This window comes from Telmatobacter sp. DSM 110680 (genome assembly GCF_039994875.1).
In the GTDB taxonomy this organism is placed as follows: domain Bacteria; phylum Acidobacteriota; class Terriglobia; order Terriglobales; family Acidobacteriaceae; genus Telmatobacter.
The window spans coordinates 2,924,141-2,945,873 of sequence record NZ_CP121196.1 but is presented as its reverse complement, the minus strand read 5'-3'; the positions used below and the strand labels follow the sequence as shown (position 1 = coordinate 2,945,873).

Here is a 21,733-nt window from a genome sequence, read left to right as displayed (position 1 = left end):
GAGGAGTCAGAACGCCTGAGCCTGGATGGTCAGGGTCCCTGTGTATACGCCGGCCGGCAGAGTCGGTAGAGGCGCCAGATTGATGTTGAAAGTCATTACGTCGCTGTTGGTGCCCGTCTTGTTATATCCCCTGATCGGCACCGACGATACCTGTAGTCCGGCGTTGGCTCCGCCAAAGACCACACTGTTCGTAAGGGCGGCAAATGCGCCCCCATTGTCGGAGATCTGAAAATCGGCCGAGGGAATATAGTGCCCGGCGCCATCGCTGAGCGCTGCGGTGGATGAACTGAAAAACGCGTAGAGTTTCAGGCTGTTCACGCTCGGCCTGAGTACCCATGTGGTGGTAGCCGTGATGCCCGTGCTTCCCGGATTGCTGGCGCTGCCACCGACCAGAGTAAAGTTCACCGCATTGCCAGATAACGTGAGCGTAATGGAGTCAGAAAGGACTGCATTCAACGCGATGGGACTAGCTCCCGAATTCCGCACCTGTGCGCTGACGGGTGCTGCAAACATCGCAGCCGCCAGAAGCACCGTTGCCATCGTTCCGAGTTTCGTCTGTATCCGCATTGAGCGTTTCCTTCTTAGTACCGATTCGAGATAAAGGCTGGAGGCGGGCCCACCACGATTTCGCGGTTTCCCGCCTTTGCCGAATGCAATTCTGCGAAGTTTACGGAGTGGCCTGTGCCTGGATGTTCAGCGTTCCGGTGTAGCTGAGCTGAGGCAGGGTGCCGCCAGTAAGGTTGATGTTGAAAGTCATGGCGTCAGTGCGGCTCGATGACCGATTCGCGCCCGTGATCGCCACATTCGCCAACTTGAGACCGGCATTTGCGGCACCGAAAGCAACCGTGTTGGTCAGTGCGGTGGAAGCACCCGCATTGTCCGCGATATAGAAGGCAGAAGACGGAATGTTGTCTCCCGCGCCGTCGGTCAAGGCCGCTGTTGCACTGGTGAAATAGGCATAAACGCCCACTGCAGTCCGACCCGGAGCAAGCGTCCACGCCGTCGTGGCCGTGACACCGGCAGAACCGGCGTTGTTGGCGCTACCGGCGCTTAACGTAAAGTTCACCGTGGTCGCCGAAAGAGTAAGGGTCAGCGATTCAGCCAAGTTGGCGTTCAAGGCAATCGTCTGCGCACCTGAGTTCAACTGCGCAGATGCTATCGAGGCCGAGAGTGTCATCGCGAAAGCGACCATCACAGCCCAAAGGATCTTTCCAATTTTCATCATTCCTCCGAATGTAGGTGTTAACCAGCAGTTCTTTCGCTGTTCGCGAAGGCCCGAATGATGCTGGCATTTCGTAACCGTTGGGGACGATGCCGGCATCTCGTAACCTTTGGGGATTATGGAGGAGCAAAACACACATCCAATGGCACTTAGGTAATAAACGATCTCCTTTTTGGGAATTCATCCAAAAAAAGGACGTTTCGCGCCATTTTGCGTTTTCTGTGAAATATCTCTAAGCTATTGATAGTAATATGCTTAAATAAACCATCCCGCTAATGACCCTGATGTGGAAAGGCTAAGACTATAGTAACCGTATCGTTAGTAACTCTAGGATATTGCTGTATTTGTACGGCACAGTAAGTCGTCTTGGTAAGAGATCAGGTGGGAAAAACTCTTCATGCGACACCGCCATTCGAACCTGTCCACAAGGAACTCATCCTTGGCAGCCGTAACCGCAACAATTGACAGAGTTTCGGCTAGAGGTCAATTTGCTTGTATCTACATTCTTTCCGAGACCCAATCTGCCTCTTCCTCTCACGTTTTTTCCGCTCACGTTCAGCCTTCACTTCGCCGATAAATCCAGTGCGAGCCCGTGCATAGAATTCAGGGACGCAAGGTCAGCCTGCGCATATGCCGATGCAGACTCTGGTAAAGTCGCAACCTCGATTTCCCGCCGCCGATCGACCCGGCGCCACTCCCCGTGCAACTCAATTTCTCGCCATCAGCACATCGGGATGCAGACTCGTTCAACAGGTTGCTACCGTCGCGCCCCATCTCGAATTGGCCGTCATCGAAGGCGAGTCCGGAGTGGGAAAGGAAACTCTCGCACGCGTGCTTCACGCTCAATCCGCGTTTGCGCGTTCTAACTTCTTTCGTTGCGACGTACGCGAATGGCTTCTCAGAGATATCGATCCGGAGTTCCTCACCGGCTTCACATATCTCGATCGAATCGACCTTCTCGCCGCTCCCGGCCAAGCCCTTCTCCTTCGCGTTCTCAAATCGCTGCAAAGTTGCCCCGCTGGAAGACTAGGTCTAGTGGCCTCGTCTGAAACTTCGTTGCGCGACATGGCCCTCAACGGCAGCTTCCTCCCTGACCTTGCGTTTCGATTTACAGCGATTCGTTTTTCCATCCCGCCTCTGCGCGAACGCCGCGAAGACATCGCACCCCTAGCCGCCCTGTTTCTCGAACGCTTAAGTGAGCGTTATCGCATCCCACGCTTTTGCTTCGCTCCAGGCACGACTGCTCGTCTTCTTCAACACGACTGGCCCGGCAACGCGCGCGAACTTTTCAGCGTCCTCGAATCCGCAGTCCTTGAATCGGCCAACGGCTTGATCCGAGCAGAGGACCTGCCTATCGTAGCCGCCGCTGTGCCCTTGTCTCACATACGTTTTCAGCCGCCGACCGTTCTCAACCTCGACGCCGTCATTCAAAACCACATCCGCTTGGTCCTCGATCTTAACCACGGCAACAAACTCAAATCCGCCCGCCAGCTCGGCATTAGCCGTTCCACGCTCTATCGCCTTCTCGAGGTTGAAGCTCAACCCTCTCGTTAGCCGCATCTCCGCACAATTCTTTGCTCTACGCTCTTGGACCCAGGTGCTCTACACTCGTGTCATCCCGATGCCGGTCCGGTAACTTCACCTAGGGGTCCACTCCATTGAAACGAATCTCCTCGTTCGCGTTCGCCATGTTGCTCGCTTGTTCCTGCTGTGTTTTCGCGCAGCTCTCGCCGGCCGTCAATGCGCCCACAAATCCGGAAGATCGCACTAAGGCGCTGCACACGCTCTTCCACGACTACTGGGAATCCGTCTTGAAAAATCAGCCGGAGTTTGCCTCCTCGATCGGCGACAAACGCTACAACGATCAGGTCTCGGACTTCTCCGTAAAGGCGATCAACGAATGGCTTGCGACCGAACAGGAATACCTGATGAAGCTCGCCGCCATCGATCCCACTGGCCTCTCAGATCAGGACAAGACCAGCCGTGAACTCCTGATGCGCGATATTGCGGACGACCAGGAAGGAGCGGAATTCAAGGAGTGGGAGATGCCGGTAAACCAGATGGGGGGCATTTACAGCATCTATCCGCAATTGGTTGCCGAGTTTAGCTTTACCACCGTAAAAGACTACGACGATTGGATCGCGCGCCTCCATAAAATCCCCGAGGCTTTCGAGCAGGTGACCGCTGAGATGTCGATCGGCATCGACGACAAACGCGTTCCGCCAAAATTCCTTCTTGAAAAAGCCCTGGAACAAGTGAAGCAACTCGCGGCTCAGAAGCCGGAAGATTCCCCGCTCGCTCTGCCCCTCAAGAAGTTTCCGGCCTCCATCTCTGCCGAGGAACAGGCCCGAATCAAGACCGAAATGCTCGCCGCCATCACCAAGGAAGTGCAACCTGCATACAACCGGTTTGCCCGCTTCCTCGAAGTCGCCTACATCCCCGCCGGCCGCGCCGAGCCTGGCATCTCTGCGCTTCCCGATGGCGCAAAATACTACAACTTCCTCATTCGCCGCACGACGACAACCAAATTTACCGCAGACCAGATTCATCAGATCGGCCTCGAAGAAGTGAAGAAGGATGAAGCCGAGATGCTGACCATCGCTCAGAAACTCGGCTTCAAGGATTTGGCAAGCTTTCGCGCCAGTCTCAAGGCCAACCCCAAGAACAAACCATCCTCGGCTGAGGCTTTGTTAGCTGTGTATCGGGGATACCTCACTCCTATGCAAGCGAGATTGCCGCAACTGTTCGGCAGATTGCCAAAAACTTCGTTCGAGGTTGTCCCTGTTCCTGACTACATCGAGAAGACCGCGGCCACCGCGTACTATCAATCCGGCACGCCCGACGGCAGTCGGCCCGGCCGTCTATTCATCAACACTCACAATCACTCCGACCGCAATCTTGATGAAGTCGAAGCCATTGCGTATCACGAAGGCTTGCCTGGCCATCATATGCAACTCTCCATCGGCCAGGAACTCACCGGCTTTCCGGAGTTTCGCAAGTTTGAGGGATACACGGCGTTTGTTGAGGGCTGGGGTCTCTACGCCGAGCGGCTGGGCAAGGATGTCGGGCTCTACCAGGACCCCTATTCGGATTATGGCCGCGTTGAAGGGGACATCCTGCGAGCCGTTCGCCTTGTGGTTGATACAGGGGTGCACTCGAAGCATTGGACACGACAGCAGATGGTCGACTATTTCCACGACCACTCCGCCATTGATGAAACAGATGTTCAGGTTGAGGTCGATCGCTACATCGCGTGGCCCAGCCAGGCTCTAGCCTACAAAATCGGCCAGCTCAAAATCCTCGAACTCCGTGACCGCGCAAAAAAGGAACTAGGGTCCAAGTTCGACATCCGCACCTTCCACGACCAGGTCATCGACTCCGGCGCCCTGCCCCTGGACGTCCTCGAAGAACGCATCACAAACTGGATCGCCACTCAGAAATCCACTGGGAAGTGAGCGAATTTTCGGCGCACTTCCGAGTGGCCCCACCACACACCCGCAATCCCAGCGGGGCTGTGCACTCTTGGCTTTTTGGAACAGAGAAATACCTCTAAAACAAACCTGTGTCTACATAACTATTTACAAAATAGGTATCCAAGCACTACCATCTCTCCATGGCGAAACATCCTGACGACCGCGACCTCTTCCCTGGAGCGCTCGAAATCATGATCCTGCAGTCTCTCCGCCACAAGCCGATGCACGGATACGCCTTGGTGAAACACATCAAGCAGGTATCCGACGAACTGCTGCAGGTCGAAGAGGGTTCTCTCTACCCCGCCCTGCAACGCTTGCTTCGCGAAGGATTGCTCGAATCCGACGAGGGTATTTCCGCAAAGGGCCGTCCCACACGCATCTATAGGCTCACCGATGCGGGCATCCGGCACCTCGAGAGAGAACTTTCCAGCTTCGGCAAGATGTTCGACGGCATCACGCGCGTGCTCGCCTTTTCACCGCGCTGATAAAAGCCAGGGCAAGGATAAAAAACCTGGACGCATAACTAGCAGGAGATCACGATGAACCCATTTCCCCGGCTCTTCGGTCGCAATCGCCGCTATCAGGACATCGACGTCTCCGTTCAGGAGCACATCCAGGAGCGCGCCGACGAACTCGAGTCCGAAGGCATGCCTCGCAAACAGGCCGAGCAAGCCGCCCGTCGCGAATTCGGCAACGTCGCCCTTGTCCAGCAGCGCAGCCGCGAACAGTGGCAGTGGCGCGCACTCGAGTCTATGCTCGCTGATTTCAAATTCACCCTGCGCCGCCTCCGCAAGTCTCCGGGATTCACAGTCACCGTCCTCCTCACACTCGCCATCGGAATCGGGGCCAACACCGCCGTCTTCAGCGTCGTTGATGGAGTTCTGCTCAAGCCTCTTCCCTACCCCGATTCGAACCAGCTTGCCGCGCTCTGGCTCGACGCTCCGGGAGCTCCGGGGCTGGCGAATTTTGAGAGTGGCCTGCGTCTCTCTGCTTCGATGTATTTCACTTTCTCCGAGCACAACAGAACTTTTCAATCGCTCGGTGTGTGGGCTCCCAGCACCGCCAATGTCACGGGCATCGCCCAGCCCGAGCAGGTGCATACCTTGCTGATCACTGATGGCGTGTTGCAGACGCTCGACATCCATCCCGCCTTCGGCCGCTGGCTCTCGCAAGCCGATCAGGACCCGCACGGCGCTAAGCGCGTGATGTTGAGCTATGGCTACTGGCAGCGGCGTTTCGGCGGAGATCGCAACGTAATCGGTCGTAGCATTCAGCTTGATGCCAAAACCTGCGAGATCATCGGTGTCATGCCGCGCGGCTTTCGTGTAGTCGACAACGACTTCGATATGCTCGCTCCGTTGCAGTTCGATCGCGGCAACCTCAAACTTGCGGGATTCGGATACAACGGCATCGGCCGTCTCAAACCCGGCATCTCGCTCGCCCAGGCCAACGGCGACATTGGCCGCCTGATTTCTACCTGGATGGATACCTTCTCCAATGGTCCCGGCACCAATCCCCACTATTACGATCTCTGGAAGGTCTCACCGCATTTCCGGTCGTTGAAGCAGCAGGTCATCGGCAACATCTCCAATGTCCTCTGGGTGGTCATGGCCACTGTCGGCCTCGTGATGCTCATCGCCTGCGTAAACATTGCGAACCTGCTTCTTGTTCGAGCAGATTCGCGTCAGCACGAGCTTTCCATTCGCGCCGCACTTGGAGCGGGTCGTGCGCGCATCGTTCGAGAGCTTCTTTTCGAAAGCGTCCTGCTCGGGCTCATCGGCGGCGTGTTCGCCCTGGGTGTCGCGTCAGCCGGATTGCGTCTTCTAGTCGCTTTCGGCCCAGTCAATCTGCCACGCCTCAGTGAAGTCACACTCGATGCCCACGCGCTCGCATTCACCCTTGCGCTGTCTGTGATTTCCGGGTTGCTGTTTGGATCGATCCCCGCAATCAAGTACGCCCGCACGCGCGCTGCTGCTGCTCTCTCCGGCGCCAACCGCACCGCCAGCGCCGGACGCGTGCGCCAGCGCTCACGCAGTGTGCTGGTCGTCGCCCAAGTCGCCATGGCTCTTGTTCTTCTGGTAAGCGCCCTGCTCATGATCCGCACTTTTGCCGCATTGCGCAACGTCGAGCCAGGGTTTACCGATCCAGATCACCTGCAGCTCATGCATATCTATATTCCTGATTTGCTTGTTGCCGATCCACGCACTGTCACACATCAGCAGAACGAGATCGCCGACAAAATCTCCGCGGTCCCCGGCGTCACATCGGTTGGATTTGCTGCAGCCGCTCCCATGGAAGGTTTCGAACCTAACTGGGATGAGATAGGCGCCGAGGGCAAAGTCTATCCGGGCGGCGAACCACCACTGCGCATGTTCAATTACGTGTCGCCGGGATACTTCCAGACTGCAGGCACGCGCATGGTTGCCGGACGTGACTTCACATGGTCCGATATCTACAACCTCAATCGATATGTAATCGTCTCAGAGAACTTCGCACGCGAAAACTGGGGCCCCGCATCTGCCGCAATCGGCAAACGGGTCCGTCAGTTCTCAAGCATGCCCTGGGTCGAGGTCATCGGCGTTGTGCAGGATGTGCGCCACAACGGCGTCGATGAGAAGGCTCCAGCAATCGTCTATTGGCCGGCGATGCTCGAAAGCCCTTATACCCGGACACCAACCCTTGACGCTCCTCGGGAAGTCACGTTTGCCATCCGCACCAATCGCGCCGGTTCAGAATCGCTGATCGGCGATGTTCAGCAGGCGGTCTGGTCTGTGAATAACAATCTTCCTGTGGCCACACCCAGCACCATGCAGGAAATCTATTCGAAGTCGATGGCGCGCACCTCCTTCACACTCACGATGCTCGCGATCGCCGGCACCATGGCGCTCGCGCTGGGCATCATCGGCATCTATGGAGTCCTGTCTTACGCCGTCGCTCAGCGCACCCGTGAAATCGGCATCCGCCTTGCTCTCGGCGCGCAGAAGAACGAACTGAAGTGGATGTTCGTCCGCTCCGCCCTCACCCTGACAGTCATCGGAGTCTCCATCGGCATTGCAGCCGCGGCAGCACTCACGCAATCCATGAAGGCGCTTCTTTTTGACATCAGCCCCCTCGACCCGCTTACGTTTCTTACGGTGCCCCTCATTCTCACCGCCGCCGCCCTACTCGCCAGCTATTTACCCGCAAGACGTGCCGCGGCCGTAAATCCCGTAGTAGCTCTCAGAGTCGAGTGAGTTCTGAGTTCACGGTTTCTGCCTAAGCACAAAACTGGGCGCACCATCCAAGCTCCGCTTGGGTGGGAAAGCACAGTTCCAGCCGCATCATGCTACCCTTGTCAGTCCACACAAACTCTAAGCAGAAGCCTCGGTCTCTTTGTCCGGCTCTGCAAATGCATCCGGGAGCCACTGATGAAGCACCTCGTTCACATCGCTCTATTTTGCCTCGTCGCCACTTCCCTTCACGCTCAAGCCGTCGACACCACCGTCTGCGATGTCCTGAAGGATCCTTCATCCTTCAACGGCAAAACCGTCCGCATCAAGGCCACAGTATCCTCCGGCTTCGATGAATTCATCATCAAAGCAGAAGACTGCAAGTACCATATCGGCGGCATCTGGCTTGCCTATCCTGAAGGCACAAAAGCCAAGTCCGGCCCGGTCGCGCTTCTCCAGTTGCAGCCCGCCGCCAATTTCGCAGGCACCGTTGCACCCGCTGATCGCGCTCCCATCACGCTCGACAAAAGCAAGGACTTCAAGCAATTCGACTCCCTTCTCGCCGCTCCGTACAAGGGCAACAACATGTGCCTCGGTTGCACCAAGTCTGAAGTCGGTGCCACCCTCATCGGCCGTATCGATGCTGTAAAGCCGGATATGCGCCGTGACGCGGCAGGAAAGATCATCGACATCACCGGCTTCGGCAATCTCAACGCGTATCCGGTGCGTCTCGTGCTTCAGTCCGTCACCGATGCTACCGCTCGCGAAATCGACTATTCCAAATCCGCTGCAATCACAAAGTCCGAAACTAGCACCGACTCTCCCTCGGGTGATGCCACAGCCTCAGTCCACGCATTCGCCAAGGTATTCGGCGCCAGCAGTCCTCTTGGCGATCAGGTTGAGCGCGCCGCGGCTGCCTTTGGCAAACAAGGTGAAGACAATGGTGTCACCGTAGTATTCAGCGGAATGAACGAAGCGTCTCTGCGTCTCGAGCAGAAAGGCTCTCACGCCTCACCCGACGGCGTTCTCTATAACTGCACTTTTGATTCCAGTCGCCTCAAGGGTAATGCTCTGGCCCTTGCCATCGCGCACATGGGGGAACACGTTGCTGACATCCGCGACCCAAAGGCTTCATCCGAGACTCTCTACGGCCTTGAGAACCGCGGCTGGATCACCACCGCGCTTACGGCCATAGGCGCGCGCCAGAAGTCGCTGACCATTCCGGGTGGCTACCTCATCTGGAACGCCGCGTGGCCACCTGCCGACATCAATAAATTAAGCAGCGATGCGCTAAGCGAGTTCCTGAAGAGTCAGGCACTCCTGCAATAGTCAATACGTTAAAGCCCATCTTGCGGAAGGTTCGTGTGTTTCGAGCTTGAACCTACGTATCCAATCGACGGAGTCCAACTGACTGCATCGTTGATTCTGTCACCGCTCGCATGAACTTCGAATCGAATCACATCGCCAGCGAAAACGTGTATGTCGTCTACGTCCGTCTCATATCCCATCTGATCTGTGCTCGGGATGAGTTGTTTTCCGTCCTGCAATGGCCAGATAAGCGTCGTATTTCCGCCAGACACTAAATTCACTGCCGCTCTCACGCCAGATCCAGCTTGTCCGTCGCTCCTAATCACGCGTCCGCGGATGCGGATGGTGCCCGCGCGAGACGCGATCCACTCGCGCGCTACTCCTCCGCAATTGTGATGGTTGGTGCAGGTTACTGGCGCCATATTGAAGGCGCTCACATACTGCGCAGTACCCGCTTCCCATGCTCCATTGTTGTTTCCGGCCGCATAAGTAGGCAAATTCGCCCATGATCCATCTGCTGTTTCGTGCAGGTATCGCCAATTGTTTTGACCTTGCGTTGCGGAGAATTGTTCCGCAGCAAAGCTAGCTGCCTGTATTGTCCCTACATTGTTCACATCTGAAACTGACCCGACATTTCGTCCACCAAAGAATTTTCCATGCGGTTCAAAGTACAGGTTATTGCGAATCTTTCCCACGGGAGTTCCATATCCGCGACCCTTATTGTCCTCCCACACTCCGGCAGCGCCGGGCCGACGTGCGCAAGCATTCTGGACAAAGGTATTGCCGCTGAAATCCAGGTCGCTCGAATGGTCCCCTCCGTGAATGTTCAGAATCTCCACCGCCGGACCTGCGTTCTCCGCAAACAGATTTGCAAGCAGACTTACATGATCCTCTGACCACTCCAAGTCGATCGCAGTCTCATCCGGGCTGCCCGACGCCGGTACGCCGAAAATGATGTTGTTTACAAACGTCACATGACTCACGCGACCGAGGATCACTGCGGCAGTACCCGTCTCGGTGTGACATCCTGCCTCATCGAACAAGACCGAATTCATCACCGTCACGTTTGTCATCCCCAATAGTCGCAGCGAATCGCTACATCCCAATCCTGCCCTTGCATAAGCCTTCGCCGCATCTCCGTTATCGCCCGTAAGAATCAGGCCGTTTAGCTTCACATCTTGAAAGGCGTTGTGCCCGTCCTGGTTGTCGATGGTGTTGGACTCTGCATCGAACGCTACGCTATCCAGGTTGTTGGTTCCACGCACGTCGCTTACTGTCACGCCCTTCAGCACATACTGCGAACTCGAATAAGTCACATAGGCAGCGACATTGAATAGAATTCCCGACGATAGATTGATATTCAGGCTCGACGCGAACGGATCGATAACATGATGCGACACCGGATATTCGGTCGAATGACCCGCCCATATTCCCTTATTGTCATGCGCATCAATGTTGCTGATCGCGACTCCATTGTTGAAGAGCTGCGTGAAGTGCAAAAGGATGCCCACGCTTGCCCGGCCAACTTCAAGGTCACTTATCTTCCAATAGCTGGGATCCGTCAGAAGAACACAGATGTCACCCACCGCCTGGTTGCGCAGAATCTTTGGACTCGGGCCGGTTCCATATGCCCCAAGCGTGACCGGTTCAATTAACGTCCCGCGTCCTGCCAGGGACAATTCCTGGTCCCAAAAGCCTCCCCGCACCAGAAGGATCTGGTCGCCTGCCGAAAACGACCTTAGACGGTTGGCTGGGTCGAAGGTACACCATGGCTGCGCCATCGTATGCGCACCGCCGTCGCTGCAATTCGAACCGGGCAAATTATTGATGTAGTAGCTTGTGCCCGCAGCGTGACAAGGCAGCGAGAAACCGACAGCACAGAGCAAGACAACCGGCAAAACCACTAACCGGGAAAGATACCGCGCCAAGACCAAGCGCGGGGCTGGAACCGTCGCTGAGTGAGGATCAAATCGAGAATGGACCTTCTTGACCCGATCTACGGGACAGAATGGTAGGCGCACGAAACCCAAGGAAAACAAAGGCAACAAGACTGCTCCCCACCCGCGTAACCACGGGTTGGTTTCAATGCAGCAGGATCCACCCCTGACTCTCTGCGGGAAAGATTTCGCAAGATCGGCAGGAGCGTTCTAGAAGTTGATTAATTAGGTAGGATTCTAGCGAGCGAATCGGTGGGCTTGTATGTAACCGGCATCACTTCGTTTGCCGCAAAGTGCTTACAAGTCGCAAGATTGGGCTTGCCTTTTCCCTCTCGACCAGTAACAATCCGAGGATTGTATCGGTTAGCTCTGCCGAAGGCGCTCTCCTTCATTGCGCGGGCATCTGACCCGATTCACTGCCCAGAACACGGCACCGCTTTTTGTCGCGGGAGATTGAATGTCCAGTATGCAAGCTGAAGTCTGGAAAGGTTCCACCTTCACCATCGAGCGCAAGGATAACCCTGCCGACGAGACAGTCATCTTTCGTTTCTCTGGCCCTTTCACTGCTCGCGACATGTACTCCGCACTCACTCCCGTCGCCTTGCGCAACATGTTCGAGTCCGATCCGCCCCACGCCACTCCCAGGGTCAACATCTTCGACCTCACTGAAGTTCCCTATATGGATTCCTGTGGCCTGGGATTGATCATCGGCCATTTTGTCCGCTGCCAAAACAAGGGAATCCACCTCATCGCCGCGGGCGTCACACCGCGTGTCCTGCAGTTGCTCAAAACCACCAGGACCGATCACCTCTTCCCGATGACCCCCACGGTCGATGAGGCTTCCCGCCTCCCGCGTCCCAGATCTCATGGATAGATTTGTCCCCCCCATCCGCAGGCAAACTGCGCCACACAGTCCAAATCGGGTACAAATACATCTCCTGAATGGGAACAATCCGGGCTATCACGCTCAAACGGAAGTTGCATTCGTCAAAGCCCCTTAAAGTGATAAAAATAGGTCAATAAATCAAGGATTTCAGCTCTCTCTCACTTCTTCGCCCAGGTCGCGGTGTTTCTGATTCATGCAGATTGAGTCCAAAACGTTCTTTGTAGATGAGCCGAGCCAGAATTTGCTCCACAAGGCCTACTTCATCGAACAGATATTCCTCGTTCTTGCCATCCAAATCGTCATCATTAATCTGCTCTCGCGATCCATCGCTTTCATGAACCATCTGCTGCCCGCGGGCTTGCTGCACATGCGCATTTCTTCCGCGATTGCAATACTTTTCGCGACGCTCGCGCTGTTGTGCACTGAAAATAACCGTTCGCTCAATGCACGCCGCATCGGATCAGCTTTTGCGTTGCTGACCACCTTGGTCGCGTGCACAAGATTCTGGCCACCCTCATTCCATGCTCTCTCGCAACTCGATCACTTCCTTGACGGCCCTCAATCTGTAGTGCAGCAGCAGACGGGAATGGCCTCAGCGTTTGCCTTCGCGTTGCTGGGGATTGTGATCCTGCTTGCGCCCGTCCGCAGATATGTGTCAGGCCGTATTGCAGACGTCTGCACCTCTCTGCTGGCGCTTCTGGTGCTTGTTTTGCTGTCTGAGTCCTTGTTTGAGATGGCTCACATTCCAGGTTCATCCAACGTAAACCTTCCTTCGTTTCCAACACTCATTTGCCTCGTGCTCTTGACTTTGGTTTCGATCCTGCGTCGTGCCGAGTTTGGGATCTTCTCAGTGTTCATGGGAAGCGGCATGGGCGGCCGCGTGGCACGAATCGTCACGCCGATTCTCCTCATTTTGCCGTTCCTCCGGGAGCTGGGGCGAGCGCGCCTGATGAATGCCCAACTGGTTCCTGCGCGTTACGCCACCGCAATCCTTACGTCCGCGGCAACTGCGATTTCGTTCGTTTTCCTGCTTTTTCTCGTACGGCTCATGAATGGGATGCAGAACGAGATACATGACCTCACGCTTCGCGATGAACTCACAGGGCTATACAACTTCAGAGGATTCAACCTGTTTGCCGAACAGGCGTTTCGCCTCGCTCGTCGCGCCAAGTTGCCCTTCGGAGTGCTTTTCATAGATATGGATAATTTGAAGATCATTAATGACGAACTTGGGCACAGTGTAGGCTCAGTATCCCTCATCGAAACCGCCAAACTTCTCAGTTCAACCTTTCGCGAAACCGACGTCATCGGCCGCCTTGGCGGAGACGAATTTGTGGTGGCCGGGCAGTTCGACGCGCAGGAAATGTCTATCTCTATCGATCGCCTCCGTTCGGCCGCCGCCGCGAAGACACTGCATGCCGGAAATCGCTTCTTTCTAAGTCTCAGCATGGGTTTCGCCGCCACGGATGCCACAGCGGATGAAACGCTGAAGAGCGTTGTGGCTCGAGCTGACAAAGCAATGTACAAAGATAAGAGAGCCAAGAAGCGGCTGATTCTCGCGTAGAAGTGCACGCTGCAAGGCTTCGTTCAAGATCAGGTTGACAGCCGCCAATTCCGATCCATTCTACTCACCATCCATTTCGCTCGTTCAATTTGCAGTAGGCTGCTCTTCGATGTGATCGATTACCAGCACCGGCATTGGGCGCTTCTCTTTCTCCAGCCTCAACCCCAACTGATTCTTGAACGCATCGAACAACGACACCGCCCCACTTGGGTCCGCGGCCAGAGTCGTGCCGGTCTGCTGGCTATTGCTACTCGGCGGAGGCGCCAGCGTACGATCCACTGAGCTGAACGCCAGTGTCAGGTCAAACGATCCCTTTAATCCCGTTCCATCGGCAACCGGATAGTAAATGTATCCGAAGGCAAGATTCGGCAACAGAATTCCAAGCTGCTCGAGCGTGACGTTCTGGCAGTAGATAAGCCGGTTGATCATTGCATTTCCAAGGCGCAAATCTTTTCCGTTTGGTCCCGGCCCCTCATCGCATCGCGTGCGTTTCGTCGGATCGGCCGCGGTCAACTTGGGACTGACCGCCTTCATTGTGTACGCAGTTACCGGTCGGTCCTCCAAGTGATCTTTCATCTTGAAACGGTCTTCGATCAACGCTCGCAGCATATGTCGCAGCTCGTCCGCATCCAGTTGCGGCGGCTTCACCTTCGCGTCTCCGCCATCATCTGTCGATACCTTTGCAAGGATGTCAAACTTATCGTTGTCGAGCCACTTCGGCGGCCCCACAATCGCCTCGCTATCGTTCGGATTCAGGTCCCACGCAAACGAAATGATCTGCTTCACGGTCAGCCCGTGCACATCCACCTCGCCGTTGTTCACCCGCCCCATCGGCTGCGTATCCGGCTTCGAAGGCTTGATCGTTGCCACTTCAAATTGTGCGGGAGGCAGCGCAGGCAATTTTTTATCGAGATCTGGCGGATTCGCCGAAGGGGTCTTGTCCACGCTGTCGACGATCAATACTGTGCGAGGCGCAGTCTCGAGTGCCAGCTTCAACCCAAGCTGTTTATCGACTGCATCAAAGATCGAAATCCCATCCGCACCGGCTACACCGAGCAATCCTCGCGGCGTCCACATGATGGTGAAGTCGTAAGCCTCTTTCAAGCCAGTGGAATCGACAACCGGCTTGTCCAGGTACCCGCCCGCCATATCGTGAATATCTTCGGCGAACTTCTGCATCGTCTCGTTCTTGCAGATCACCACGATCTGCCGGATCGCGCCCGCTGCCTGATTGGGCGGAGGCGGCTGCGGATCGCATGTGCCTTCACCCTCCGCCGCCTGCGCTTCCTTCATCTTCACTTTCCCTGCCTGCGCCTTCATCACAAAAGCCGGCATCGGCGCACTTCCCTCGTGCGTCGCCAGGTTGAAACGAGTCTTCAAGATTCCTTGCAGCATCAGCCGCAAATCAGCTTTCGAAGTTGTGGGCGGTGCCTTGGCAACAATCTCAAAGCGATCCCAATCCAGCCAGCTCGGACCTCCCTGCACATTGGTCGAATCAACACCGTAGGCCGTCGAGATCAAGTCGGCCATCGTCGCCTGGTGAATTACGTAGCGATCGCCATGCAGTTCGCCGCCATCCATAAACGGCCGCAGCACATGCGGACTCGGGTGCACATCCGCCACGTCAAATGACGCAACGTGGGTCGCAACGCCTGAGGAATTCGAGGCCATCAGCGCTTGCCCCACAGCAGAACCAGCAGCACCGATAACCATGATTGAAATAGCAAAAGCAGTCTTCAACTCAACCATCATGGGGACCTCCACAAGAGAAAGACCAATAGGCCCAGACCGGGGAATGGCTCAGTGTAAGACGAAAATACCAGCATTCATCAACTTTGTGACCAGTTCTCACGGCGGCATATCAGCTATCAGCTTCCAGTCATAAAGCAACCAGAAGCCGACCCGGGAGGGCCACAAGGAGGCTATACCGCCGTCTTTGTAGCGCTCACTCTAGGAACACCAGGGGCGCCCGTTGCTGGGCCCTATTCCAGCGATGCCATGCTCTTGATTATGGGAAGCCGCTCCGGTCGCGGAATCCACTGGTCTGCACGCAACACAGTGGCCTCTAAAGTTACCCCACCCCAGATGGCGCATGCAGCTTAGGTGGTGGCGTCGCGGCTTCTATCTGCAACCAGCAAAACTCGCTTATATTGCCTCCAAGTCGCAGTAGTCCGTTTGGACTCAAACATCGAAACAGAGAGACACGGTCCGTATGTTCCTGAGAAAAAAAGGTGGGCTCGGTGAGCTGCGCAAGTTCATAACTCAGCCCGATATAGTTCTCCGGCACGCGTCGTCCGGTCGAATCAGCATGGATAGCAATTGAGGCAGGCGCTGTCTGTGCCCCTTCGACTTCCGCCAATGCCGCCATGGTGGCTCCGGCCATTGCGCCCCTGATGAAACAACGTCGATCCATGATGCCTACAAGGATAATGGCAACACCTTGACGGGGTATTTCGAGGAAAACGGCAACAGTAGAAAGCCCTGGCTCAAGTGACTGGGTGGATCTTTGAGCTCGTCCGCTTGCTCCAGAGCTGCGCCGAATGTCATTCTCAAACGATGAGTAAAGGAATTCTTTCGGGCGCCCTCGCCGGTCTGCTGCTGTGCTGCTCTCTCTCAGCCACTGCGCAGGACAAGGGTTATTGGCGCGCCGTCAGTTCAAATGCCAACGACATTACGGGCGACCTCACCATCACCGATTCGAAATTGACCATCAACTTCATCTCGTTTCCACTCGCCCAGATTCGCAAGCTTCAGCCAGCTGAATGGAGCGCAATCTTCGATGCTGACCCCGGTTCCGGCAGCGGCTTTCTCTACCGGCTCAACGTACCAGGAGCGAGGCGATTTCTGCACAAGAACACCCTCTGCGGATCGGATGATACTCAGTGGCTCGCGACCTACATCCAAGGCCGCAGCCTGCACGTGGCCTTCTTCTCGGGAGCGGACATGCCCACCCTTACTGTCGATGCTCTGACGAATTCTACCGATGTTTGCGGCACCTTTTCTTACTCGCGTTGAGCACTCCGGATGGATGCATCACGCATGTCAAGCGGCCACCGCATGCTCGAGTTCCAACCAACACATTCCAAACGCCAAAATCCCGGGCGAAGGTTTGCACGTAATTTACTTCGTTTAAGTCACAATCATCTGGAACGTGGGATATTCATGGGCCGATCGATAGGCGGAAGGGGTACCCCCACCCCCCTCCTAAACTTGCAGTTTTCCACATAAAGTTTGCAGGAAATTCGAATGTGAAAGTGCGACCGGTTAAGTCGGTTATGAACGATTGATGGCTACCACCGATTCATTTAGAGAGCCGTGAAACTGTGTTTCGGTGAAGTCCAGGCGGCGGACTTCTACCGCAGGTTATCCTTGAAACTGAACCACCACTCTGATTTCGAAGGAACCCCATGGCGGAGATAGCCGTTGAGTCCACCGCAATTCCCGCGCAGCTACCCGACCTGCACGTTGCCGTTCTCGGCGCGGGCAAAATGGGCGGAATTCTGCTTCAGGCCTTCCTCAAGCAGAATCTCTTTGCCGCGGACCTGATCCACGCCACTGTCGCTCACGCTGAAAAGGCCGTCGCCCGCGCCGCGCAATGGGGCGTTGATGTCGGCACTGATAACCTAGCCGCCGCCCGCCAGGCAGACCTGATCCTTATCGGAGTCAAGCCCTTCCAGGTCCCCGACTTGATCGCTGAAATCAAGCCCGCGCTGACAACCTCGAAGACCATCGTCTCGTTCGCAGCTTCAGTGAAAACGCGCGCCATTGAAGACGCTGCCGGCATCGAGATCCCGGTCATCCGCGCCATGCCCAACACTCCATCGGCTCTCGGAGCAGGCATTGCGGGCCTCTGCCGAGGCCGCTTCGTGAAGGCCGAGCAAATGGACCTCGCGCAGCGCATCTTCGAAACCGTAGGCCGCTCCGTCATCGTCGACGAGAAGCACATGGACGCCGTCACCGGCCTGTCTGCATCCGGCCCGGCCTACATCTACATCATCATCGAGGCCCTCGCAGAAGCCGGCGTGAAGGTTGGCTTGCCTCGCGACACCGCAACCCAGCTCGCCGCGCAAACAGTCTACGGCGCCGGCAAGATGGTCCTCGAAACCGGCTACCACCCGGCCCTGCTCAAAGACGAAGTCACCACCCCCGCAGGCTGCACCGTCGACGGCATTCTGGAACTGGAAGAAGGCGGCCTCCGCGTAACCCTGATCAAAGCCGTGATGCGCGCCACCGAAAGAGCCAAGCAACTCGCCGCAGGATAGAAATCCCGCTCATAGGTGGAGAGCTCGATTGACCACGAAACGGACGCATCATGGTTCATCGAAGTGAAGAGTGTCATCCTGAGCGCACGGGGCCCCAAGCGTATTCTTCAGCTTGGGGGGTGGTAAGCGAAGGATCTGCTTCAGCTCTATCAACCGTTCGGTATTAAGAACTCGCTCAGGTCCACGCACTTTTGCCCATCCAACGCCCATCCTGGCTGCCGTCCTACATCCCAGAACTTCAGGGACTGCGCGGCATTGCCGTTCTTTTCGTAGTTCTCTATCACTGCCACCCGCGCTTCACCGGCACCTGGTTCTATCACGCTTCCCTATGGGGATGGGCCGGCGTCAACCTCTTCTTCGTCTTGTCCGGATTCCTGATCACTTCGATCCTGCTTGAATCGCGCCCCAAGCCGCATTACTTCCGCAATTTCTACGGCCGCCGCGCGCTCCGCATCTGGCCCGTCTACGTACTGGTGCTGGTCGTCTGCTATCTCAACGCACCATGGTTCATCGGCCCTACGGTATGGGATGCAATCAGGACCGCACCCTGGTGGGCTTACATTCTGTTCATACAGAACCTCTTTCATCTCGCATTGCCGCCTGCCATCGGCCCTACATGGTCATTGGCCATCGAAGAGCAGTACTACTTCCTCTGGGCTCCCGTCGTTCGTTTTCTGCGTGCACCATGGATGCTAGCCACGCTGTTGATCGGCGCGCTGATCGCGTCTCCGCTCTTCCGCCGCACGCATTTCCACTGGATGACGCCGACCCACACCCTCACCCACATCGATGGAATCGCGATGGGCAGTCTTCTCGCACTCGGCTTGTACACCCTGCCGATCAGCCGCCGCATCTGGCTCTGGATCGGCCTCGCAGCTATGCCTGTCGGATTTCTAGCTGCAGCCACAATCGCCGGTGGCACCGCTTTCCTTGACACTGCACTCACAACGCTATTCGCAGGAACAGTCTTGTCAGCCATCACCTCAACCGGCGCGCGCACGCCGGTCAATGCAATCCTGCGGCGCGGTCCACTCGCTTACTACGGCCGCATCAGCTACGGCCTTTACATGACGCACATCATGGTCTTCGTCTACTTCGGTTGGTTCGACGCGCACATGGATCGTTACGGCGTTGCGGGCAACCTGGCCGTCGTGGTTTTCCGCCTCGCGGTTTGCACGCTCGCCGCAACCATCCTCTGGTACGGATTCGAGTCGAGAATCCTGCGCCTCAAGCGCCACTTCGAGAACTCTCCAAAGAGGCAACCGTCTGATCAAAGCTTCTCGCTTTGAGATCCCGCCTTCCCTGCGATTTCTGGAATCCCACTTGGTGATTCAGCATCTCAGGTGCGTGTGACTCCAATCACCCACGGCGTTAACATTCGGCTGCTAGCCTGAAGTGGTACGGAATCCCCCTTCTGAGGTGTGCCCCCATGACCAGCGCGACGACCGATATCAAACGGGCCGCAGCAAAGAACGAAGGCCCTCTCAGTCCTGAACTTCTCGACAAAATGGACGCCTACTGGCGTGCCGCTAACTACCTGTCCGTCGGACAGATATATCTCAAAGACAATCCGCTGCTTGAACGCCCGCTGACTCTCGATGACGTGAAGCCGCGCCTGCTCGGTCATTGGGGCACAACACCCGGTCTCAACTTCCTCTATGTTCACTGGAATCGGATGATCCGCGAGCGTCACCTCGACATGATTTACGTGATCGGTCCCGGTCACGGTGGCCCTGGGCTCGTGGCGAACACCTACCTCGAGGGCTCCTACTCCGAGATGTACCCCCACATCGAACAAAATCGCGACGGCATCAAGCGTCTGTTCCGTCAGTTCAGCTGGCCCTATGGCATTCCAAGCCATGTCGCGCCGGAGACGCCAGGATCGATCCACGAGGGCGGAGAACTCGGCTATTCGCTGGTGCATGCGTACGGCGCGGCCTTCGACAATCCGAACTTGATCGTCGCTTGCGTGATCGGCGACGGAGAAGCCGAGACCGGGCCCCTGGCCACGAGTTGGCACTCAAACAAATTCATCAACCCTGCGACTGATGGGGCTGTGCTACCGATCCTCCACTTGAACGGCTACAAGATCGCGAATCCCACTGTGCTGGCGCGCATTCCTCATGCGGAACTTGAGAACCTGATGCGCGGATATGGATACGAGCCTTTCACGCTGGAGGGCCACGACCCTGCGACGATGCATCAGAAGGCCGCTGCGGTCTTCGAAAAGATCTTCGATCGAATTGCAGCAATTCAAAAAGCCGCACGCGAAGGCGGATCAACCGATCGTCCGGCGTGGCCCATGCTCATCATGCGCACACCCAAAGGATGGACGGGACCAAAGGAAGTCGATGGCAAACCAGTTGAAGGCACTTGGCGCGCTCACCAGGTTCCCTTCTCGGAACTGCGCGAGAAGCCCGATCACCTGCGCCTGTTGGAAGACTGGATGCGCAGTTACAAGCCCGAAGAACTCTTTGACGAAAAGGGTGCATTCAAGGATGAACTAGCCGACATCGCCCCCAAAGGCCGTCTGCGCATGGGCATGAATGCTCATGCGAATGGTGGCCTATTGTGGCAACCGCTGAAGGTGCCGAGCTTCCGCAATTTCGCAGTCAAGGTGGATGCGCCTGGAGCTACGATCGCCGAGTCCACGCGTGTGCTGGGCAAGATGCTCCATGCGGTGATGGAAGCCAACATGGACTCGAAGAATTTTCGCGTCTTCGGTCCTGACGAAACGGCTTCAAACCGCCTGCAGGATGTCATCGTCGGAACCGGCAAAACCTGGGAAGCCGAAACGCTGCCGGTGGATGAGGACCTGTCGCGGACAGGCCGCGTGATGGAAATCCTGAGTGAACACATGTGCCAGGGCTGGCTCGAAGGCTATTTGCTCACTGGCCGCCATGGATTCTTCAACTGCTACGAAGCGTTCATCCACATCATCGATTCAATGGTCAATCAGCACGCAAAGTGGCTGAAAGTCACTCGGCAAATTCCGTGGCGCAAACCGATTGCCTCGCTGAACTACCTGCTGAGTTCGCTGGTATGGCGGCAGGATCACAACGGCTTTTCGCACCAGGATCCGGGATTCATCGATCACCTGGTAAACAAGAAAGCCGACGTAGTCCGGATTTACTTGCCACCCGACGCGAATACATTGCTTTCTGTAGCAGACCATTGCCTGCGGAGCAAGAACTACATCAACCTGATCGTAGCTGGAAAGCAGCCCGCACCGCAGTGGCTTACCATGGACGAAGCTGTCGCGCACTGCACCACCGGGCTCGGCATTTGGAAGTGGGCATCCAACGACAACGGCAATCCCGATGTGGTCATTGCATCGTGCGGTGATGTGCCAACAATGGAAGCGCTCGCCTCTGTCATGCTTCTTCGCACGCTGGCACCTGACCTGCGCGTGCGTTTCGTCAACGTGGTTGATCTGATGACACTGCAGCCGTCTTCGGAGCATCCGCATGGTTTATCTGATGAGGATTACGACGCCATCTTCCCGCCGAGGGTACCAACGATCTTTGCATTCCACGGCTATCCCTGGGGCATACATCGCCTCACCTATCGCCGCCACAATCACGACAACCTGCATGTGCGTGGATACAAGGAAGAAGGCACTACCACAACGCCTTTCGACATGTGTGTGCTGAACAATATCGATCGCTTCCAATTGGCGCTAGACGCGATAACGCGCGTCGGACGCTTGTCGGCCAAGGTAGACGATGCACGGCAGTGGTATTCCGAAGAAATTCAACGTCATCGCCTTTACGTTTCAGAAAACGGCGAAGATTTACCCGAAATTCAGAATTGGCAGTGGCAGCCGGAGAAGGCTAAATAACTCTGGCTTGCAGAAATCCAAATTAAAAGTA

15 protein-coding genes are annotated in these 21,733 nt (G+C 56.2%); 11 read left to right on the top strand and 4 right to left on the bottom strand.

Annotated elements, in window-relative coordinates; translation table 11 throughout:
* Window positions 1-6 precede the first annotated feature (6 nt).
* Window positions 7-567, bottom strand: a complete 561-nt coding sequence (locus P8935_RS12110) for a hypothetical protein (protein WP_348265263.1) — start codon at window positions 565-567, stop codon at window positions 7-9.
* A 100-nt stretch (window positions 568-667) separates the two neighbouring features.
* Window positions 668-1,225, bottom strand: coding sequence for a hypothetical protein (locus P8935_RS12105; RefSeq protein WP_348265262.1), 558 nt, complete (start codon window positions 1,223-1,225; stop codon window positions 668-670).
* Between the two features lie 627 nt (window positions 1,226-1,852).
* On the opposite strand from P8935_RS12105, the gene P8935_RS12100 reads away from it, so the two are divergent.
* The 5 genes from P8935_RS12100 (at window position 1,853) to P8935_RS12080 (ending at window position 9,233) form a co-directional block, all read left to right on the top strand.
* Window positions 1,853-2,776, top strand: a complete 924-nt coding sequence (locus P8935_RS12100; RefSeq protein WP_348265261.1) for a sigma 54-interacting transcriptional regulator — start codon at window positions 1,853-1,855, stop codon at window positions 2,774-2,776.
* 104 nt (window positions 2,777-2,880) lie between these two features.
* The gene (locus P8935_RS12095; RefSeq protein ID WP_348265260.1) at window positions 2,881-4,677 is read left to right on the top strand and encodes a DUF885 domain-containing protein; all 1,797 of its coding nucleotides are present in this window, start codon (window positions 2,881-2,883) and stop codon (window positions 4,675-4,677) included.
* 158 nt (window positions 4,678-4,835) lie between these two features.
* A complete protein-coding gene (locus tag P8935_RS12090) occupies window positions 4,836-5,180 on the top strand; it encodes a PadR family transcriptional regulator (protein WP_348265259.1) in 345 nt (114 codons plus the stop codon).
* Between the two features lie 54 nt (window positions 5,181-5,234).
* Entirely contained in the window at window positions 5,235-7,928 is a 2,694-nt protein-coding gene (locus P8935_RS12085) for an ABC transporter permease (protein ID WP_348265258.1), read from the top strand.
* Window positions 7,929-8,102: 174 nt separating this feature from the next.
* Window positions 8,103-9,233 (top strand): hypothetical protein, encoded by a 1,131-nt coding sequence (locus P8935_RS12080; RefSeq protein WP_348265257.1) that lies wholly within the window; start codon window positions 8,103-8,105, stop codon window positions 9,231-9,233.
* Window positions 9,234-9,241: 8 nt separating this feature from the next.
* Here the strand turns inward: P8935_RS12080 and P8935_RS12075 are convergent, their stop codons facing one another.
* Window positions 9,242-11,140 carry a hypothetical protein gene (locus tag P8935_RS12075; RefSeq protein ID WP_348265256.1) on the bottom strand — a complete coding sequence of 633 codons (1,899 nt, stop codon included), beginning with the start codon at window positions 11,138-11,140 and terminating at the stop codon, window positions 9,242-9,244.
* Between the two features lie 466 nt (window positions 11,141-11,606).
* Between P8935_RS12075 and P8935_RS12070 the strand changes: the two genes are divergently transcribed.
* A complete protein-coding gene (locus tag P8935_RS12070; RefSeq protein WP_348265255.1) occupies window positions 11,607-12,023 on the top strand; it encodes an STAS domain-containing protein in 417 nt (138 codons plus the stop codon).
* Between the two features lie 205 nt (window positions 12,024-12,228).
* Window positions 12,229-13,599: a GGDEF domain-containing protein gene (locus P8935_RS12065; protein ID WP_348265254.1), complete on the top strand. Its 1,371-nt coding sequence runs from the start codon at window positions 12,229-12,231 to the stop codon at window positions 13,597-13,599.
* 84 nt (window positions 13,600-13,683) lie between these two features.
* Here P8935_RS12065 and P8935_RS12060 read toward each other — a convergent pair whose 3' ends face one another.
* Entirely contained in the window at window positions 13,684-15,351 is a 1,668-nt protein-coding gene (locus P8935_RS12060) for a TIGR03435 family protein (RefSeq protein WP_348265253.1), read from the bottom strand.
* 804 nt (window positions 15,352-16,155) lie between these two features.
* Here P8935_RS12060 and P8935_RS12055 point away from each other — a divergent pair.
* From P8935_RS12055 to P8935_RS12040, 4 genes are all read left to right on the top strand, one after another.
* Entirely contained in the window at window positions 16,156-16,614 is a 459-nt protein-coding gene (locus P8935_RS12055; RefSeq protein ID WP_348265252.1) for a hypothetical protein, read from the top strand.
* A 392-nt stretch (window positions 16,615-17,006) separates the two neighbouring features.
* Entirely contained in the window at window positions 17,007-17,861 is an 855-nt protein-coding gene (gene proC / locus P8935_RS12050) for a pyrroline-5-carboxylate reductase (RefSeq protein WP_348265251.1), read from the top strand.
* Between the two features lie 191 nt (window positions 17,862-18,052).
* Window positions 18,053-19,150 (top strand): acyltransferase, encoded by a 1,098-nt coding sequence (locus tag P8935_RS12045; protein WP_348265250.1) that lies wholly within the window; start codon window positions 18,053-18,055, stop codon window positions 19,148-19,150.
* 140 nt (window positions 19,151-19,290) lie between these two features.
* Window positions 19,291-21,702 (top strand): phosphoketolase family protein, encoded by a 2,412-nt coding sequence (locus tag P8935_RS12040; protein WP_348265249.1) that lies wholly within the window; start codon window positions 19,291-19,293, stop codon window positions 21,700-21,702.
* Window positions 21,703-21,733: the final 31 nt, after the last annotated feature.

Bases quoted from the DNA above. Each gene is read 5' to 3' on its own strand.
- P8935_RS12110 (WP_348265263.1), bottom strand. From the start codon at position 567: ATGCGGATACAGACGAAACTCGGAACGATGGCAACGGTGCTTCTGGCG.
- P8935_RS12105 (WP_348265262.1), bottom strand. From the start codon at position 1,225: ATGATGAAAATTGGAAAGATCCTTTGGGCTGTGATGGTCGCTTTCGCG.
- P8935_RS12100 (WP_348265261.1), top strand. From the start codon at position 1,853: ATGCCGATGCAGACTCTGGTAAAGTCGCAACCTCGATTTCCCGCCGCC.
- P8935_RS12090 (WP_348265259.1), top strand. From the start codon at position 4,836: ATGGCGAAACATCCTGACGACCGCGACCTCTTCCCTGGAGCGCTCGAA.
- P8935_RS12085 (WP_348265258.1), top strand. From the start codon at position 5,235: ATGAACCCATTTCCCCGGCTCTTCGGTCGCAATCGCCGCTATCAGGAC.
- P8935_RS12080 (WP_348265257.1), top strand. From the start codon at position 8,103: ATGAAGCACCTCGTTCACATCGCTCTATTTTGCCTCGTCGCCACTTCC.
- P8935_RS12070 (WP_348265255.1), top strand. From the start codon at position 11,607: ATGTCCAGTATGCAAGCTGAAGTCTGGAAAGGTTCCACCTTCACCATC.
- P8935_RS12065 (WP_348265254.1), top strand. From the start codon at position 12,229: ATGCAGATTGAGTCCAAAACGTTCTTTGTAGATGAGCCGAGCCAGAAT.
- P8935_RS12060 (WP_348265253.1), bottom strand. From the start codon at position 15,351: ATGATGGTTGAGTTGAAGACTGCTTTTGCTATTTCAATCATGGTTATC.
- P8935_RS12055 (WP_348265252.1), top strand. From the start codon at position 16,156: ATGAGTAAAGGAATTCTTTCGGGCGCCCTCGCCGGTCTGCTGCTGTGC.
- proC (WP_348265251.1), top strand. From the start codon at position 17,007: ATGGCGGAGATAGCCGTTGAGTCCACCGCAATTCCCGCGCAGCTACCC.
- P8935_RS12040 (WP_348265249.1), top strand. From the start codon at position 19,291: ATGACCAGCGCGACGACCGATATCAAACGGGCCGCAGCAAAGAACGAA.